This window comes from Anabaena sp. CCY 9402-a (assembly GCF_963920945.1).
In the GTDB taxonomy this organism is placed as follows: Bacteria; Cyanobacteriota; Cyanobacteriia; order Cyanobacteriales; family Nostocaceae; genus Trichormus; species Trichormus minutissimus.
Genome location: NZ_CAWUDL010000103.1, coordinates 1 through 17,559, shown reverse-complemented (window position 1 = coordinate 17,559; position 17,559 = coordinate 1). Strand labels below are relative to the sequence as shown.

Annotated in this window: 15 protein-coding genes and 1 pseudogene; 7 read left to right on the top strand and 9 right to left on the bottom strand. The window is 42.6% G+C overall.

Annotated features, from left to right (window positions below):
• Positions 1 to 342: 342 nt before the first annotated feature.
• The 6 genes from ACM0OR_RS25505 to psbA all read right to left on the bottom strand — a co-directional run bounded on the left by ACM0OR_RS25505 (position 343) and on the right by psbA (position 6,115).
• Entirely contained in the window at positions 343 to 1,263 is a 921-nt protein-coding gene (locus ACM0OR_RS25505; RefSeq protein WP_414579250.1) for a hypothetical protein, read from the bottom strand.
• Positions 1,260 to 3,080 (bottom strand): hypothetical protein, encoded by a 1,821-nt coding sequence (locus ACM0OR_RS25500; RefSeq protein WP_414579249.1) that lies wholly within the window; start codon positions 3,078 to 3,080, stop codon positions 1,260 to 1,262. Before ACM0OR_RS25500 ends, ACM0OR_RS25505 begins: the two co-directional genes overlap by 4 nt.
• A 123-nt stretch (positions 3,081 to 3,203) precedes the next feature.
• The gene (aroC, locus tag ACM0OR_RS25495) at positions 3,204 to 4,292 is read right to left on the bottom strand and encodes a chorismate synthase (protein WP_414579248.1); all 1,089 of its coding nucleotides are present in this window, start codon (positions 4,290 to 4,292) and stop codon (positions 3,204 to 3,206) included.
• Between the two features lie 130 nt (positions 4,293 to 4,422).
• Positions 4,423 to 4,644 (bottom strand): type II toxin-antitoxin system HicA family toxin, encoded by a 222-nt coding sequence (locus ACM0OR_RS25490; RefSeq protein ID WP_414579247.1) that lies wholly within the window; start codon positions 4,642 to 4,644, stop codon positions 4,423 to 4,425.
• Positions 4,641 to 4,871 (bottom strand): type II toxin-antitoxin system HicB family antitoxin, encoded by a 231-nt coding sequence (locus ACM0OR_RS25485; protein WP_190699340.1) that lies wholly within the window; start codon positions 4,869 to 4,871, stop codon positions 4,641 to 4,643. Before ACM0OR_RS25485 ends, ACM0OR_RS25490 begins: the two co-directional genes overlap by 4 nt.
• A 161-nt stretch (positions 4,872 to 5,032) precedes the next feature.
• The gene (gene psbA, locus ACM0OR_RS25480) at positions 5,033 to 6,115 is read right to left on the bottom strand and encodes a photosystem II q(b) protein (RefSeq protein WP_414579246.1); all 1,083 of its coding nucleotides are present in this window, start codon (positions 6,113 to 6,115) and stop codon (positions 5,033 to 5,035) included.
• 227 nt (positions 6,116 to 6,342) lie between these two features.
• Here psbA and ACM0OR_RS25475 point away from each other — a divergent pair.
• Positions 6,343 to 6,570 (top strand): annotated as a pseudogene (locus ACM0OR_RS25475) (7,8-didemethyl-8-hydroxy-5-deazariboflavin synthase subunit CofG); the annotation flags it as partial.
• Positions 6,571 to 6,760: 190 nt separating this feature from the next.
• Here ACM0OR_RS25475 and ACM0OR_RS25470 read toward each other — a convergent pair.
• Positions 6,761 to 7,798: a hypothetical protein gene (locus ACM0OR_RS25470; RefSeq protein ID WP_323265389.1), complete on the bottom strand. Its 1,038-nt coding sequence runs from the start codon at positions 7,796 to 7,798 to the stop codon at positions 6,761 to 6,763.
• A gap of 146 nt (positions 7,799 to 7,944) precedes the next feature.
• Between ACM0OR_RS25470 and ACM0OR_RS25465 the strand changes: the two genes are divergently transcribed.
• Both ACM0OR_RS25465 and ACM0OR_RS25460 read left to right on the top strand, forming a co-directional pair.
• Positions 7,945 to 9,081 (top strand): protein kinase domain-containing protein, encoded by a 1,137-nt coding sequence (locus ACM0OR_RS25465; RefSeq protein ID WP_414579245.1) that lies wholly within the window; start codon positions 7,945 to 7,947, stop codon positions 9,079 to 9,081.
• 122 nt (positions 9,082 to 9,203) lie between these two features.
• A complete protein-coding gene (locus ACM0OR_RS25460; RefSeq protein WP_414579244.1) occupies positions 9,204 to 9,776 on the top strand; it encodes a DUF3124 domain-containing protein in 573 nt (190 codons plus the stop codon).
• A gap of 89 nt (positions 9,777 to 9,865) precedes the next feature.
• On the opposite strand, the gene gndA is transcribed toward ACM0OR_RS25460, so the two are convergent.
• The gene (gndA, locus tag ACM0OR_RS25455; RefSeq protein ID WP_190703109.1) at positions 9,866 to 11,296 is read right to left on the bottom strand and encodes an NADP-dependent phosphogluconate dehydrogenase; all 1,431 of its coding nucleotides are present in this window, start codon (positions 11,294 to 11,296) and stop codon (positions 9,866 to 9,868) included.
• 339 nt (positions 11,297 to 11,635) lie between these two features.
• Here gndA and ACM0OR_RS25450 point away from each other — a divergent pair, with 339 nt between their 5' ends.
• Positions 11,636 to 12,409 (top strand): Ycf66 family protein, encoded by a 774-nt coding sequence (locus ACM0OR_RS25450; protein ID WP_190703107.1) that lies wholly within the window; start codon positions 11,636 to 11,638, stop codon positions 12,407 to 12,409.
• Positions 12,410 to 12,720: 311 nt separating this feature from the next.
• Here the strand turns inward: ACM0OR_RS25450 and cimA are convergent, their stop codons facing one another.
• Positions 12,721 to 14,433 carry a citramalate synthase gene (cimA, locus tag ACM0OR_RS25445; protein ID WP_414579243.1) on the bottom strand — a complete coding sequence of 571 codons (1,713 nt, stop codon included), beginning with the start codon at positions 14,431 to 14,433 and terminating at the stop codon, positions 12,721 to 12,723.
• A gap of 76 nt (positions 14,434 to 14,509) precedes the next feature.
• On the opposite strand from cimA, the gene ACM0OR_RS25440 reads away from it, so the two are divergent.
• From ACM0OR_RS25440 to thiO, 3 genes are all read left to right on the top strand, one after another.
• A complete protein-coding gene (locus ACM0OR_RS25440; protein WP_190703103.1) occupies positions 14,510 to 14,848 on the top strand; it encodes a 2Fe-2S iron-sulfur cluster-binding protein in 339 nt (112 codons plus the stop codon).
• A gap of 21 nt (positions 14,849 to 14,869) precedes the next feature.
• Positions 14,870 to 15,307, top strand: a complete 438-nt coding sequence (locus tag ACM0OR_RS25435; protein ID WP_414579242.1) for a hypothetical protein — start codon at positions 14,870 to 14,872, stop codon at positions 15,305 to 15,307.
• Positions 15,308 to 15,504: 197 nt separating this feature from the next.
• On the top strand, positions 15,505 to 17,496 hold the full coding sequence (gene thiO / locus ACM0OR_RS25430) for a glycine oxidase ThiO (protein ID WP_414579241.1): 1,992 nt from the start codon (positions 15,505 to 15,507) through the stop codon (positions 17,494 to 17,496).
• The last annotated feature ends 63 nt before the right edge of the window (positions 17,497 to 17,559 follow it).

Here is a 17,559-nt window from a genome sequence, read left to right as displayed (position 1 = left end):
CCGATTCACTCAGCCCTGCTGTGTTATCTTGCATTGCTTAGTCTAAACTCCAGTTGAAACACTTGTGGTAAGAAAGCAATTGTGGTTAATATAGCGGCGGACAATCCTAAAATTGTAATAAAATCCATATAATATTAGCGATAAATTGCCCACAAATAATAAAGAAGATACTCAAAAGTACCTTCTTCCTCAATTTTCATTCAACAACTATAATATAGTCCAGTTTAAGGGCTGAACGGATAAGGCGATCGCCTCAACAATTACAGCACGTTACACTGACCATGATGACGCAAGCTAATTTTATTGCAACAACAAACAGCGCACAATCCTAGTCTCAATAAATTACTGGCGAAATCTAGCAATTAATTCTTCACGGGATAATTGCAACAGTAAAGGGGTAAACTCTTCTGGCGTTAACGCTAATAAAGATTCAATAATTGCTTGAAGTTCATTATCTATTTCACCAAAGCGAACTTTGAGTAAATTTTCTACTACCAACCTTTCACCTTGCTGAATTCCTGTTTGAATTCCTGTTTGCAGACCTGTTTCTTCCCCTTCTTTGAAAGCTTGTTCTCTGTCTTGTTGGTAAAGTGGTGCTAATCGCATAACTAACTCCCTATCTTCTTCTTCTTGATTTTGAGTTAATTGTAAGTTTTGTCGCAAGTTGTATAGTAATTCTAACGCGGCTTTACGAAAAACGTTATCGGGATTAAGTGCTTCTAGTTCATCGATTGCTCGTTTTTGGACATTTCCCCTACCGATGATTCTTAACCATAAGGTTTCAGGAATAATAGGTAACTGATGAATTGCTACTATAGCTGTACGCAAATGTTGTGCTAGGAAATAAACTCCAGGTAAGTAATCAGCTTTGGGGTTAGCACAAAATCCTTCTAACAACTGTGCTGATGCTGTCGGCGTAAGAATCCATAATTTTGGTAAATCAGGTTCAATAATACGGGTGTTATTGCGATTTGCTTGTCGTTGTAAATCGCCACGAACCTCTAATAATTTTAAAAGACAATCGCAAATTTCTGTAATGGATGCAGCGTTGCGAAATGGTTCAAATAATGCAGAGGTGGTAGTAAATTGTGATAATAATCCGAAAGTTTCAGGAATAGTGTTTGGTTGTGATTTGGGGATAAAATAAACATCAATTTCTCTGACTTCGCCTGCGACTCGTCGGGATGCTTGGACTTCGCCGTATGGAGTAAATAATTGTTCTAGGTAGTCTTTTGCAAACTGGTCGTGAATAAATCTAGTCATATGTTAATTTTATTACTATTCTCTTGCGACTTTCTGAGATAAGATTTAGCCCATGAGTAGCGTTTAGCATCTTTTTTCAATAAATATTCTGCGGCTTCATGTCGTTTATTCTCATCTTTTGTACTCATAATTACTCGTTTTTTCTCAGCATCTATATCTTCAGTATCAGCACCTCTTTCTATGGCTTTTGTAAACCAATAATCACCTTCTTCATAGTCATATTTGTCATAACAAATAGCCCCCATTAAAGTGTAAGGTTGATGGGCATCAGGCTGAGAATCCATAGCATTTCTTGCACAATTTTCTGCATCAACTAAGTTATCCTGATCTCTGAAAGCTGCACCTCTAGTTACTAAAATTGCTGACTTAAGATTATTTTCTCTAATCCTTCCTAAGTCTAAATTAGTAAGTTTTAATGCTTGCTCAGGTTCATTGGCTTTACGCCAATAACTACTAGCTGTAGGTATATGCCATTTATTTCCAGTACGCTTAATTTCCTGTTCGTAAAATTCGGCTTCTAGCTTGTAATATGTCAGAGCGATTTTTCCTCCACGAGATAATATATCCTCTTCCATAAGCTGTAAAACTAACTTAGGCTCAAGACGTTCCTGATTCTCCAGTTTCACCATAATTGTATAAAATGGCTGCATCGGTAAATTAGGATATATCAATCCATATTTCTTTTTGAGAACAGTAAAGTGCTTCTGTTGTGCTAATTTAATAATATCCTCATATCCATGAAGCTTCAGCCATTCAAGTTCTGAATTATTCAGCAATTCTTCTACCCTTATCTTAGATTTTAAGCTAGAGGCGTATTTTTCATTTGCAAATTCTATAGTCTCAGTCATCTGACGTTTTTTGAGGAAGTTAATATCTTGCTCAGATAAATAATTCCCTAATTCAAGTCTTTGGAGAACTTTATATAAATGACTCTTAGGCGATGAATCGGCGTATTGATTTGCTTTATACTTAATTTTCAAATTTGAAAATTCTTGTATTTGTACCAATTCTTGAGCAATGGTAACTGTTTCAATAAGTCCTCGCTTTTCTAGCCATTTTAATTCTGTGTCAATTAATCTTTCATCCTGCTCAAGCTTTTGTAATATTGGGTGTAGGTGGCTGGATAGAGAATCACTTGGATAGTCGTTAGCATGATATTTTATTTTTAGTTGAATAAACTTTGTTTGCCTTTCTGCTTCTTGTTGCTCAAAAATTTTGACTGTTTCAAATAGTTCTTTTTTCTTCAACCAGTCCAACTCAGGATAGCTGATCACTTGCTGATTCTCTAGCTTCTTAAGAATTTTATATAGTGGACTATTAGGTGATGAGCCTTCATATTGAGTAGCTTTGTATTTTTCCTTCAATTTCAAAAAATGCTTTTCCAATTCCATCTTATGAGCAAAAGCAATTGTCGAACCAAGCTGATGATTTTTTAGCCATTCAATCTCTGAATTAGCCAGTGATTTTTCAGAATTAAGTTTCCAAAGAATGGGATAAAGAGTAGTAGAAATATTTTTAAATGCTTGATTTTTTTTAGGTACTTGATATTCAGACTTCAAAAATTCAAACTCATCTCCTAGTTTCCTTAATTCGTCTAACTTAGATTTCTGATTTTGAGAAAGTATTTTAATAGTTGCAAAAAGATTATGTTCTCTCAACCATGAGAACTCTAATTCAGTTACCTCAATTCCTAAATCAACTTTTCGTAAGATGAGATATAGCAGACTATAGGGTGAGGAATCTTGATAATGAGTGGCTTGATATTTAGATTTGAGTGCGGCGAAATGTTTAAGCCGATTTTCAGATTCTTGGTTCATATAGTAGATGCGATCGCGCTTTATTTTAAGTATTATTCGCTACTATAACAAAGACGATAAAAAAGGGCGAGTCACATACTCACCCTAGGCATATCAATATTTTCAGCAATTATACGGGTAAGTCTACAACACCTTACACTGACCATAATGACGTAACAAATGGTCACACAATACCAAAGCTACCATCGCCTCCACCATTGGAACAGCACGGGGTAAAACACAAGGATCATGTCTTCCCTTCGCTGCTAATAGTGTTTCTTCACCCTCACGCGTCACTGTTTTTTGCTCTTTTCTAATAGTGGCTGTGGGTTTAAATGCAACTCGCAAAATAATATTTTCACCATTTGAAATACCACCTTGAATCCCACCCGAACGATTAGTTACGGTGCGAATTTCCCCATTTTCATCAATATAAAATTCATCGTTATGTTCAATCCCAGTTAATAGCGTCCCGGCAAAACCTGAACCAATTTCAAAACCTTTGCTAGCCGGAAGAGACATCACACCCTTAGCGATATCAGCCTCTAATTTATCAAATACTGGTTCACCCAAACCCTTCGGCACATTACGCGCCACGCATTCCACTACACCACCGATAGAATCACCTTGTCTACCAGTCTGCTCAATTAATTCAATCATTTTTTGCGCGCAGTCCCCATCAGGACAGCGCACAATATTGCTTTCGACTTCATCCAAAGTGACAGTATTGGGGTCAACTACGCCTTCCAAATCCTTGATGCGCTTGACGTAACCGATAACTTCGATATTTGCAACTTGACGGAGAATTTTTTTAGCGATCGCACCAGCTGCCACTCTTCCTATTGTCTCACGCGCTGACGACCTGCCGCCACCTTGCCAATTACGAATCCCATACTTAGCATCATAGGTAGCATCTGCGTGGGAAGGGCGATACTTTTGCGCCATCTCGTCATAGTCTTGGGGACGAGTATCTTTGTTCCGCACCAAAATTGATATTGGCGTTCCCAAGGTTTTACCCTCAAACACTCCAGACAAAATCTCACAAGTGTCTGCTTCTTTCCGAGGAGTAGTAATTTTACTTTGTCCTGGTCGTCTTCTATCCAACTCTACTTGAATTTCTTCAGCCGAAATTTCCAGTTGCGGAGGACAACCATCAATCACCACTCCTACGCCTCCGCCATGAGATTCACCGAAAGTAGTAATGCGAAACAAATGCCCAAAGGTGTTGCCCATGATATTGAGGAGATACAGTTCGGAATATGTATTTTACCTGAACTCTTGCCCTCATCACAAAGACGTAACACAGCTTTTTGCATCTGTGAGGTAAATTATCTAATGTGAATGCGATCGCTCTATCACTGCGTCACATTAGTTCAACAAATTCATCTACGCTTAAGCCTACTTGTCGAATAATTCCACGCAAAGTCCCCCTATCTAGTTCCTTGTGTTCTGGTATAGATATTGTAGTTCTAGGGTCTTCACGCACCAATATAATGTGACTACCTCGTTGACGATCAACAATAAAGCCTATTTTTTCCAGTGCTTTGACACACTCTGCACCTGAGATAACAGGTAACTTACTCACACCAGCACAACCTCAATAGTATCTTCTGGCACAGGTTCGCCTCGGTCTTCCAGAACTTCTATGTAAAGAGCAATAGCCTCTTCTATATTAGCTAAAGCCTCCTCACGAGTTTTTCCCTGACTGATGCAACCTGGTAAACTCGGTACTTCCACAACAAAATATCCATCCTCGCCATGATATAACAGCACTTTGCGTTGAGATTCTCGTTTTGGTGTTGTTGCTGTCATAGTTTAAATAGCTGCTGAGTTTATCCAAATATTAACATTCTCAAATTTTCTAAAATATTAACAGGTTGCACAGCAAGTTGCCAAAATCAGCAACAAATTCAACACAAACAAAAACACCTCCCGTTTTCGGGAGGTGTTTTTAATTAGCGAAGACTTAAAGATTAACCGTTGATAGCAGGCGCGCTGATAGCAACAGGAGCAACTTCACCAGCAGCCAAATCTAAGGGGAAGTTGTGAGCGTTACGCTCGTGCATTACTTCCATACCCAGGTTAGCGCGGTTGATTACATCTGCCCAGGTTGCAATGACGCGACCTTGAGAATCAATGATGGATTGGTTGAAGTTGAAACCGTTCAAGTTGAAAGCCATTGTGCTGACACCCAAGGCGGTAAACCAGATACCGATGACAGGCCAAGCAGCGAGGAAGAAGTGCAAGGAACGGCTATTGTTGAAGGAAGCGTATTGGAAGATTAAGCGACCGAAGTAACCGTGTGCTGCAACGATGTTGTAGGTTTCTTCTTCTTGTCCGAACTTGTAACCGTAGTTTTGTGATTCGTTTTCGGTTGTCTCACGAACTAAGGAAGAAGTTACTAGTGAACCGTGCATTGCGGAGAACAATGAACCACCGAAGACACCAGCTACACCTAACATATGGAAGGGGTGCATCAAGATGTTGTGTTCTGCTTGGAACACGATCATGAAGTTGAATGTGCCGGAGATACCTAAGGGCATACCATCAGAGAATGAACCTTGTCCGATGGGGTATACCAAGAAGACTGCGGTTGCTGCTGCTACTGGTGCAGAGAATGCTAGGCAAATCCAAGGACGCATTCCTAAGCGGTAGGATAATTCCCATTCCCGTCCTAGGTAGCAGAATACACCAGTCAAGAAGTGGAAGATTACCAATTGGTAAGGACCACCGTTGTACAACCACTCATCTAAGGATGCGGCTTCCCAAATGGGGTAGAAGTGTAAGCCAATGGCGTTAGAGGAAGGCACAACTGCACCGGAGATGATGTTGTTTCCGTACATTAATGAACCTGCTACTGGTTCGCGGATACCATCGATGTCTACTGGTGGTGCGGCGATGAAGGCGATGATGAAGCAGGTGGTTGCTGCTAGCAGGGTGGGGATCATCAGGACTCCGAACCAACCTATGTATAGACGGTTATTGGTGCTGGTAATCCATTCGCAGAAGCGATCCCATACGTTCGCGCTTTGACGCTGTTGTAAGGTTGCGGTCATGTTTTTATGATTGCGTTTGTTTATGTATGTATTGGGCGGTTTTGTTTTCGCCTTATGTTACATATCTTAACTAAGATGTTTAGATTTGTAAAGCATTTTGAGAAACAATTTTTTACATGACTCTGTAGAAAGCTCTGATACTGAGTTTCTGTCAAGGTTTCAGCCTACGGTGTCTATGATGTTTCTTGACTGTGAATTGTTTACAATTATTCCAAGGCTTCTTTTATATGCCAGTTCTCATTTCTTCTATTGTTACCTACAGCCCGGCTTACACAATCGTTCCGACTTACGAGTGCTTCAATCGCTGTACTTACTGCAATTTTCGCTCTGACCCTGGTCAAAGTCCTTGGCTGGCGATGGGTTTTTTACCGCATACTAATGCTGGTCTTCTGAGTTTTGCAGAAATGCAACAACTCAAAAATGTCACTGTATCAATGGGTTTAATGTTGGAACAGTTTTAACCGAACAGTATTGGGGAGTAATCAGTGCTGAGTCATAATTCCAAGCTCTTAATATTACTCAGTAAACTGATAAACGTCCCGCTACCGCTAACACTACTCAGCACCCAGCACCCAGCACCCAGCACTCAGCACTCAGCACGAGCTAAACGCCCCGCTACCGCTAACAGCACTCACCACTCAACACTCAGCCCTGGCTTGTTTCCTGAATTTGCAGACGGACGGTGTGTTCAGTCGCGCCACTGAGTTGAACTTCCATAATTTCACCGCCTAGAGGTTCAATGCAATTGAGGAGCGATCGCAGGTTGGGTGTACTTGCACCAGTATCTACATATAACCTATCTGCTAAATTACCGATGCGTTTCCAGGTCATGTATAACTTCGCAATAGTTTGTTCTATCTGGGATGCTTGATTTACCAAATCAGCCGCTACACTCAAACAGCCGACTCTTTGCGCTTCTTCTAGGGCTGTTTCAATATCTACATCTTCTTGTGTCAAGGCTTGGACTTGGGCGGCGGATTTCAGGTATTTAGCTAACTGTCGTGCCTCTGTAGTTGCTTGTTTGAGAGTATCCACATCGGGATTAGCGGCTATTTCTTTCTGGATGAATTTTTGGTGTGATTCTGGCAGTTTTTCCATTTCCTTCACCAAAGGGGCAATGTAGCGCGGGGGAAGGGAATTTTCTGCGGCTTTTACCTTGACCTGTTCTGGTAATAAATCTGATGACATAGCAGTCCATTCGTCGGTGAGTTGACGAACTTCGCGCCTAGTGATGCGATCGCCCTTACTGGCTGCCTCACTTACCATCTGTTGCACTTCTGGGGAAGCTTTAGAGGTTTCCACAAAGGCGCGTTTGCTGAAGTTATTGACTGCACTGGGTGCAAGTTTGCCCTCTTCTAGCAGGGTATCAGCACTATTAGCCAGTTGAATCCAGGCATAGGCTTGACTTTTGCTAATTTCCCGTTGCTTGAGCCAGTTGAGAAAGCCAGCACCGCGTCCATCGCCGCCTTTTTTTTCTCTATCGCGGATTGCCCTTAAGATCCGTCCCCGCCAAATTTCAGTTTGCAAATCAAAGCGATCGCATACCTGCCAAGCTATATCCAACTGCTGTTGGAAATCTGACTCTGGAATCTGTTCATCTTCCGGATCTGGAAGTTCAAAAGTAAGATCCGCAGGCTGTTGCAAAGCCGCAGCGAGGTCATTGATATTATCCGTTGATTGCACAGTTGATAACTTATTAGTCTTAGCGATCGGCTTATTATTACACAATCTGGGGACGTAGCGTTTGTTGGGATAAAGAACATCACCACTCTTGGCTAGCACAGGGCAAAATAAAGACAGTAAGAGCGATGTAAAGCGCGATCCTGCCAATGAGTTACTGTCTTAATCCCCATTGTCCCCATTCAGAAAATCCCCATGATGTCAAGTTTTGCTTGAGTTGTGGTTCTAAATTACTGCTCAAAGAACGTTATCGTGCTATCAAACCCATTGGACAAGGTGGTTTTGGCAGGACTTTCTTAGCTGTGGATGAAGATAAACCCTCCAAGCCGCGCTGTGTAATTAAGCAATTTTACCCCCAAGCCCAAGGCACGAACACAGTCCAAAAGGCGGTGGAGTTATTTACCCAAGAAGCCGTGCAATTAGATGAATTGGGTAAGCATCCACAAATTCCCGAACTTTTGGCATATTTTACCCAAGACGATCGCCAATATTTGGTACAAGAATTTATTGACGGGCTAAACTTAGCGCAGGAATTGGCACATAAAGGTACTTTCAATGAAAAGCGAATTATTCAATTATTAAATGACTTATTGCCCGTATTGCAATTTTGTCATGCTAGAGAAGTGATTCACAGAGATATTAAACCAGAAAATATCATTTTACGTGGTAGTGATAACAAATTAGTTATAGTTGATTTCGGTGCTTCTAAATCTGTAACTGGCACTGCTTTAAATAGAACTGGAACTAGTATTGGTAGCCCTGAATATGTTGCGCCAGAGCAAATTAGAGGACGGGCTATTTTTGCCAGTGATATTTATAGTTTAGGGGTGACTTGTATTAATTTATTAACGGGGCGATCGCCTTTTGATTCTTATGATACTAATAACGACACTTGGGTTTGGCAGCAATACTTAAAAACGCCTGTTAGTAATCATATAACTGGAATTATCAACAAGATGTTAGAAAGCATTCCCGTTAGACGCTATCAAACGGCAGATGAAGTTTTGCAAGCTTTAAATCAACAATCTGCTGTAGCAGTAACACCAGCAAAACCAATTTATCAAGCACCGCCAACTTCGCCGCCAACTTTTATTAGTCCAACACCTAGTCAAGTTGATTTAGAACTAGAAGAATTAAAAACGCAATTTTTGCCTGGGGGGAAACATAAACCTCAAAATATCCAGCCGCAACCTAATACTAATACCTCTGCCAATACCAATAACAGTGAAATTGACAAGGAATTAGAGGAATTAAAAGCCAAATATCTTGGTAATAATAACCCATAAATCAATATATGTTAAAGATATAAGATAGTGAATAGGTCATCAAAATTAGAACAATATAATATGATTTATTAAAATAAATACTCAAAAATAAATTAAGTTAATATCTTTATTTAGCAATTTGAATGAAAATTTCCCCACATATTTATTTAGCAATTTTAGTTATTCTGCTGGCTGCTTGTGAACCATCGAAAACTTCACTCCAGCCACAACCTGATGCTACTCAAGCACTACAACATCATCAACTAGTGACTGTAGATAAAAATTTTAAGATAGTTATGGGTCAAACTATTTATGTTCCTATATATTCAGAGATATATCATCACAATCGGCAGGAAGTTTTCAATTTAGCAGCTACCCTTAGTATTCGTAATACAGATTTAACCAATCATCTGATTATTACTTCTGTGCGCTACTATGACTCAAACGGGAAATTAATTAAACAGTATTTGGAAGATCCTATTCAACTTAATGCTCTAGCTTCCACAGATTTTTTTATCAATAGAAATGATACCAGTGGAGGTTTAGGCGCAAACTTTATTGTAGAGTGGGTAGCTCAAACAGAGATATCTGAGCCGATAGTGGAAGCAGTCATGATTGGAACTGACTTTCAACAAGGAATTTCTTTTATTAGTCCTGGTAGAGTCATCAAAAGTCAAAACAACTACAAACGTTCATTGTCAAAACCACAGCCTTAAAATTAAAAGTGACTCTGACTATCAGAGTCACTTTTAATTTTTTTAGTTAACACACTCTAAATTGGTAAGAAATTTAGAGAATGACAAACTTATTTCTTGGCTTCAGCGATGGGAACCCATTCGGTGTGGAATGAACCAGCTTTGTCGGTACGCAGGTAGGTGTGCGCGCCGAAGTAGTCGCGTTGTGCTTGGGTGAGGTTTTGAGGTAGGCGATCGCGGCGATAGCTGTCAAAATAATCCAAGGATGCGCTAAATGCAGGCACAGGAATACCGAGTTTGGCAGCTGTGATAATCACTTCCCGCCAGGCTGCTTGTCTATCGAGAATTGTTTGTTTAAATTCAGGCGCAAGTAGCAAGTTAGGTAATGCAGGATTTTCGTTAAATGCCTTCTTAATCTTATTCAAGAAGCCAGCGCGAATAATACAACCACCTTTCCAAATCCGCGCCATTTCACTCAGATTCAAATTCCAGTTAAATGTTGCTGATGCTGTAGATAGCAATGCCATCCCTTGAGCATAAGAGCAAATCTTGGAACAATACAGAGCATCCCGTACCTTGTTGATAAACTCCTTGGTAGAGCCATCATACTTGCCACTAGGGCCAGTCAGCTGCTTAGATGCGGCAATCCGTTCATCGCGAATGGAAGAGATAATCCGAGCATTTACAGCTGCTGTGATGGTGGGAATAGAAACACCCAATTCCAAAGCAGTTTGTACAGTCCAGCGTCCCGTTCCCTTTTGACCTGCTGCGTCAACAATCAAGTCAACTAGAGGTAACTTGGTTTCTGGGTCAACGTAGGGGAAGATATTGGCTGTAATTTCAATCAAGAAAGAATTGAGTTCGTCGGTGGTGTTCCACTCAGTGAATACTTCGTGTAGCTGTTTTGCGTCTAGCCCACCAGCATTTTTCAGCAAGTCGTAGGCTTCTGCAATTAACTGCATATCGCCGTACTCAATACCATTGTGTACCATTTTGACATAGTGACCAGCGCCACCAGGGCCAACGTAGGTTACACAAGGGCCGTCATCGACTTGAGCCGCAATCTTGTTAAAAATTGGGGACAGATACTCGTAAGAGCTTTGTGTACCACCAGGCATCAGTGAGGGGCCATTCAGCGCACCTTCTTCACCACCACTGACACCCATACCGAGAAATCGTAAACCAAGGGGTTCTAATTCTTGAGTGCGTCGTTGGGTATCTTCATACCAAGAGTTACCACCGTCGATAATGATATCGCCTTCATCTAGCAGGGGTTTGAGCTGCTGAATTACCGCATCAACGGGTTTACCAGCTTGTACCATGACAAGAATTTTGCGGGGACGTTCCAGTGCGGCAACGAATTCTTCTAAGGTAAAAGCGGCTTTAACGTTGCGGCCTCCGGCACGCTGTGCCATGAAAGCATCGGTTTTTTCTCTGGAGCGATTGTAAACTGCAATTGGAAAGCCATTACGCTCAACGTTTAGAGCGATGTTCTCGCCCATAACGGCTAAACCAATCACACCAAAGCTTTGTAGTGTCATAAACTATGTTTGGCTAACTCTTGCAGGTTCTTTCATCTTTAAGGGTAGTCTGAGTTTTTCTCTTCTCCCCTAAAGAAGACATTAAGAGTTAATCTAAACAATAAAAGCTCACTGTTAACACCGTTCAATAGTTTTAATTTGTATCTAAATCTACAATTAACTTGTAAAATTTGCGAAATTAGGGACTGGAGATTAGGGACTAGGGACTAGGAAAACGAGGAAGTAAGACGGTAAAAGGCAAAAGAATCTTTTGACTTTAATTTATGCCCAATGCCCCATACCCAGTAACCAATCCCCAGTCCCCAGTACCCAGTCCCTCATAAAAGGAGTAACCAAAAAATGCTGGCAAATGTCCTAGCTTTGGTGGTCGGGCTTGGTAGTTTAGCTATCTACTTATCAGCTTTCTTTTTTCCAGAAATCCACCGCAAGAATGATTTTATTTGGAGTGGTGTAGGACTTTTCTATGCTCTAGTTTTATGGGTGTTTGCCCCGCGCATTTCTGGTGGGCTTTTATTGGGTCATGTGGCTAGTGTGGCTCTTTTGGTTTGGTTTGGCTGGCAAACTCTCTCGTTACGTCGCCAGTTGACTCCACTGCTACAGCAAACTCCAGTACCTAGTTCTGAGGCGGTGAAAACTACATTGCAAGAACAGGCAAATAAGTTGTCTTTACCGCAGCGTTTGACTCAATTGCAGCAAGGTATAGGCGGTATTTTCGGCGGATTGAAAAACAAAGTCCAACAGCCGTCTAGTCCGAAAACCACAACACCCCAACCACAGACGACAGAACCGCCTGCTGTGGTAATTATCGACAAAACAGAAACACCAGTCCAAGAGTCTGTTACTACTGAATCTGAATCTGAGTCCCCAACTGTTGCACCAGAACAGCCAACAGAGACATCTGTCATTACTGAAACCGAACCTCAAGCAGCAACTGTGCCAGAAGTCATTCCACCCCATCCTCCATCCCCTGAACTGGTGGAAGCCGCTCAAGCACATGATGAGACTGAGGCGAAAACACCAATCCCTGTGGAAGAAATTGCCCCAGATGCGGTGTTAGCTCCCCCAGCAGAAGCACCACCGGGGGCAGTACCGCCAGATAATCAGGTTGGTTGAATAGAGTTAAACCCAGCATTAATCTAGATGTTGGGTTTTATTTGCTCACGGCTGGAGTTGCGATCGCGTAACCGCCCAGCGTAGCTGATCGCCTAATATTTAAATAAATTAGGACTTACGCACAAATTACAGAATAAAGAACCACAGAGACGCAGAGAACACAGAGAAATAAGGGTTTGAGAGAGTTTTTGCGTAATTCCTGTAAATATTGAAAATTTTCGTCACAGACGCATACTTATGTTGTTGCCACTGGTGGCGCACCACTAGAAATGGAATTTGTGGTTCAAATTCCTTTCCAGCAGCTAATCTCTTCAAACTATTCGCTTATTTCCCGCATAAATGACAGGGGCTTGACGCATCACGTCTCGTAACAAGCCATACTCCAAGCCCTCAACAACGGCTTGATAGGAGGCTGCCAAAATATTTGTCGAAACTCCTATAGTCGTCCAGCGTTGAGAACCATTACCAGATTCCACTAGAACACGAGTTTTTGATGCTGTTCCTCGATGTCCATTGAGAATCCGCACTTTGTAATCTGTTAGCTCAAAATTAGCAATTTGCGGATAGAAATTCATCAAAGCTTTGCGTAAAGCTGCATCTAACGCTGCGACAGGCCCGTTTCCTTCGGCGGCTTCTAGTTTATTTTCACCATTCACAGCTAATTTCACTGTAGCCAGAGCGTTACTAGCTTCGTTCCCCTCCACTAAGTCACAGTGGACTTGGAAACCCTTAATTTCAAAAAATTTCTGGCGATCGCCTAAAGCTTCGTACACTAATAGAGCAAAACTAGCCTCTGCTGCCTCAAATTGATATCCTTCACTTTCCAATTCTTTGAGACGCTGGAGAATTTGCCTAGCCTCTGGGGATTGCTTGTCAAGTTCGATGCCCAAAGTACGAGCCTTAGCTAACACATTGCTGATACCCGATTGTTCAGAAATCACAATGCGCCGACGATTCCCTACCTGTTCCGGCTGAATATGTTCGTAAGTAAGCGGATTCCGTTCCACAGCCGAGACATGAATACCACCTTTATGGGCAAAAGCCGAACGTCCTACAAAGGGCGCGTGTTCATCGGGGGCTAAGTTAACTACTTCACTGACAAAACGACTAGCTTCTGCAAGTTGATGCAGCTGGTGTTCAGGGATACAACTGTAACCCAGTTTCAGCTGTAAATTAGGAATGAGTGAACATAGGTTAGCATTGCCACATCGTTCACCGTAACCGTTAATTGTACCTTGTACCATTGTTGCCCCTGCCATAACGGCTGCTAGGGCATTAGCGATCGCTGTATCTGAATCATTATGAGTATGAATACCGATTTGGGGAATTGGGGATTGGTGATGAAGTAGTGCTGAGTCCTGAGTGCTGAGTTTTGAGTGAGATTCCCCACTCGTAACTCGGTACTCAGAACTCAGCACTGAATTAACCACATCTTGCACAACTTGACTAACCTCATGAGGTAAAGTCCCGCCATTAGTATCACAGAGGACTAACCATTCAGCACCAGCTGTCATTGCTGCCTCTAATGTCTGTAAAGCATACTCTTGATTATGCTTGTAACCATCAAACCAGTGTTCAGCATCGTAAATCACCCGTCGCCCTTGAGCGCGGAAAAACTCGATAGTATCGCGGATCATCGCCAGATTTTCTTCTAAAGTCGTTTTTAGACCTGATGTGACGTGTAAATCCCACGATTTGCCGAAAATTGTGACCCAGCGAGTCCCCGCAGTCAGAATGGCTTGCAACATTGGTTCATCGGCGGCAGTAGTATGAGGACGACGAGTTGAACAAAATGCCACAATTTCTGATTGTTTAAGCGGATTCTCTTGGAGTTGCCAGAAAAATTTAACATCCTTAGGGTTAGCCCCAGGCCAACCACCTTCAATAAACGGAACTCCTAATTGGTCAAGTCTATAAGCAATACGTAGCTTGTCTTCTATGGAAACTGATAACCCTTCGCGCTGAGTGCCATCCCGTAGCGTGGTGTCATAAAGCCAAATATGGGGTGAGGGATTTGTGGTCATAAGACTAATACTGGTGGATACAACTTTAAAGGCAATGTGCAAAGATACAACAAAAAGTCTATTTGGTTATTAGAATATGCCTAGGGTACTAGCTCAGGGTAGGACAATTGAGTGTAATAGCGGAGCTAATTTACGCGAAATTCTGCTAAAAAATGGTATTGACCTCTACAATGGCGGTGCTAGGCTAATAAACTGTCGAGGAATTGGTAGTTGTGGAACCTGTGCGGTCAAAGTAGAAGGTGAGGTGTCAGTAGCGAATTGGCGTGATCAAACGCGGCGTTCGCTTCCTCCCCATTCTCCTACAAAAGACCTGCGTTTAGCCTGTCAGACTCAAGTACTAGGCGATGTAAAAGTAACTAAATTTGACGGATTTTGGGGTCAAGGTTCTCAAATCGTGTGGCAAACAGAAGGTTAGGTAAAAAAGGAGAAAATCAAGATGGGCAGATGGACACCGCTAGTTTTGATGGCTGGAGGCTTGGCGATTTTAATGGGTACATTGCTAGGCATTAACTTTCCTATGGGTGAAGGACAGAAAGTTAGTAGCAATACCCCAGGTGATAAAGCCTCAAAAGTTCTACCAGCCAACATTAATGTTAATAGCTCCGCACCCAATAAAGGTGGAAATAATGCTACTACATCTGAAAACAGAAATAATGTAGCCCAAGAAGATTTCAACACAAATGACAATGCTAGTGACAATGCTAGTGAAGAGAGAGGCAATGTTACCCAAGAGGATCGCCGATCCACAAGCCGGACAAGCGTAGCTCAAAGTAACGCTACCAACGAATCATTTTCATCTTCTGACAATAACAATACTTCAGAAAATACTTCATCCAGTAACACAAATCGAGAACCTATTCGCGCTTTGTGGTAATTGGGGAACTCGGGGCCCCCTCTGGGGATAAGGGGTAATGGGGATTGGGGATTGGGGTAAAAACTTCTCTTCTCCCTTGTATCCCCTACTCCACTATGCGGGAACGGCAAAGCTGAATACCTCTTCTGTTTTTACAAGTTATGATTCATTAGTTATGTAGTAATAGTAAATAGCTGATGATCAATGACTAACGACTAATGACTAGTGAGATTTTAATTATTGGTGGCGGTGTTATTGGTTTGGCGATCGCCGTTGAGTTGAAGTTGCGCGGGGCAAAGAATGTCACCGTGCTTTGTCGTGATTTTCAAGCTGCTGCTTCCCACGCCGCCGCCGGGATGTTAGCCCCAGATGCAGAGCAAATCACCGATGAGTCTATGAAGTCTCTGTGTAGGCGATCGCGCTCATTATATCCAGACTGGACGCAAAAACTAGAAGATTTAACAGGTTTAAATACTGGTTACTGGGCTTGTGGGATTTTAGCCCCGGTTTATGAACAGCAGGGGGCTAGGGGAGCAGAGGCGCAGGGGCGGAAGGAAAATTCGCCTGCATACTGGTTAGACCAAACTGCTATCCATCAATATCAGCCAGGATTGGGAACAGATGTAGTTGGCGGTTGGTGGTATCCAGAGGATGCCCAAGTTGATAATCGGGCTTTAGTTCGTGTATTGCGGGCGGCGGCTGAGTCTTTGGGTGTGGAACTCAAGGATGGTATTGCAGTCGAAGCCTTCCTACAGCAACAGGGACAGGTTGTAGGTGTTCAAACCAACACAGGAGTAATTCGCGCTGACCATTATGTTTTGGCTACGGGTGCTTGGGCAAATGAATTAATACCATTGCCCGTATTTCCCCGCAAAGGGCAAATGTTGAGTGTAAAAGTCCCTGAGTTTGACCCAGAACTGCCCTTAAAGCGGGTGTTATTTGGAGAGAATACTTACATCGTACCCAGGCGTAATCGTTCTATTATTATTGGGGCAACTAGCGAAGATGTGGGCTTTACTCCCCATAATACCCCTGCTGGCATTCAAAAGTTACTCCAAGGCGCGATTCGCTTATATCCGCAATTACAAGACTATCCGATTCAAGAATTTTGGTGGGGATTTCGCCCCGAAACGCCTGATGAATCTCCCATCTTAGGAACTAGCCACTGTGCAAATCTCACCTTGGCTACAGGTCATTACCGCAACGGTATCTTACTTGCACCCATCACCGCCCAACTCATTGCTGATTTAGTCTGGGAACAAAAATCTGATCCTCTCCTGAACCATTTCCACTATTCACGCTGTCGAAAACAGCCATCTACCCCTACCACAATGCGTATCCACCCCTCACTCATAACGCCCCAATCCCCACTCAGCACTCAGCACTCAGAACTCCCCACTCAGGACTCAGCACTCACTCAAGACTCAGCACTCATAATTGCTGGCAAAACCTTCCATTCCCGCTTGATGACCGGCACAGGCAAGTATCGCAGCATTGAAGATATGCAGCAAAGTGTAGAGGCTAGCGGTTGCCAAATAGTCACTGTAGCAGTGCGCCGGGTACAAACTAAAGCACCGGGACATGAAGGTTTGGCAGAAGCATTAGATTGGTCAAAAATCTGGATGTTGCCGAATACAGCAGGTTGTCAAACCGCAGAAGAAGCAATTCGGGTGGCGCGTTTGGGGCGAGAAATGGCAAAACTATTGGGACAGGAAGATAATAATTTTGTCAAGTTAGAAGTCATCCCAGATCCAAAATATTTACTACCTGATCCAATTGGCACACTCCAAGCCGCCGAACAACTGGTAAAAGAAGGTTTTGCGGTGTTGCCTTATATTAACGCTGACCCCATGCTAGCCAAACGCTTAGAAGAGGCAGGCTGTGCGACTGTCATGCCTTTAGCCTCTCCCATTGGTTCGGGACAAGGATTAAAAACAACCGCGAATATTCAGATTATTATTGAAAATGCCAAAATACCTGTAGTTGTAGACGCTGGTATTGGCGCACCCTCAGAAGCGGCGCAAGCAATGGAATTAGGGGCAGATGCTTTGTTAATTAATAGTGCGATCGCATTAGCTCAAAATCCCGTAGCAATGGCACGCGCCATGAATTTAGCTGCGATCGCCGGTCGTCTCGCCTACATCGCTGGACGAATGCCCATTAAAAATTATGCCAGTGCTAGTTCTCCTCTGACTGGGACAGTTAGTTAGGGATAGGTGACAGGGGACAGGGGACAGGTGACAGGTGACAGGTGACAGGTGACAGGTGACAGG

Coding starts and splice junctions, on each gene's coding strand:
- ACM0OR_RS25505 (WP_414579250.1), bottom strand. CDS start 1,263: ATGACTAGATTTATTCACGACCAGTTTGCAAAAGACTACCTAGAACAA.
- ACM0OR_RS25500 (WP_414579249.1), bottom strand. CDS start 3,080: ATGAACCAAGAATCTGAAAATCGGCTTAAACATTTCGCCGCACTCAAA.
- aroC (WP_414579248.1), bottom strand. CDS start 4,292: ATGGGCAACACCTTTGGGCATTTGTTTCGCATTACTACTTTCGGTGAA.
- ACM0OR_RS25485 (WP_190699340.1), bottom strand. CDS start 4,871: ATGACAGCAACAACACCAAAACGAGAATCTCAACGCAAAGTGCTGTTA.
- psbA (WP_414579246.1), bottom strand. CDS start 6,115: ATGACCGCAACCTTACAACAGCGTCAAAGCGCGAACGTATGGGATCGC.
- ACM0OR_RS25465 (WP_414579245.1), top strand. CDS start 7,945: ATGAGTTACTGTCTTAATCCCCATTGTCCCCATTCAGAAAATCCCCAT.
- ACM0OR_RS25460 (WP_414579244.1), top strand. CDS start 9,204: ATGAAAATTTCCCCACATATTTATTTAGCAATTTTAGTTATTCTGCTG.
- gndA (WP_190703109.1), bottom strand. CDS start 11,296: ATGACACTACAAAGCTTTGGTGTGATTGGTTTAGCCGTTATGGGCGAG.
- ACM0OR_RS25450 (WP_190703107.1), top strand. CDS start 11,636: ATGCTGGCAAATGTCCTAGCTTTGGTGGTCGGGCTTGGTAGTTTAGCT.
- cimA (WP_414579243.1), bottom strand. CDS start 14,433: ATGACCACAAATCCCTCACCCCATATTTGGCTTTATGACACCACGCTA.
- ACM0OR_RS25440 (WP_190703103.1), top strand. CDS start 14,510: ATGCCTAGGGTACTAGCTCAGGGTAGGACAATTGAGTGTAATAGCGGA.
- ACM0OR_RS25435 (WP_414579242.1), top strand. CDS start 14,870: ATGGGCAGATGGACACCGCTAGTTTTGATGGCTGGAGGCTTGGCGATT.
- thiO (WP_414579241.1), top strand. CDS start 15,505: ATGACTAGTGAGATTTTAATTATTGGTGGCGGTGTTATTGGTTTGGCG.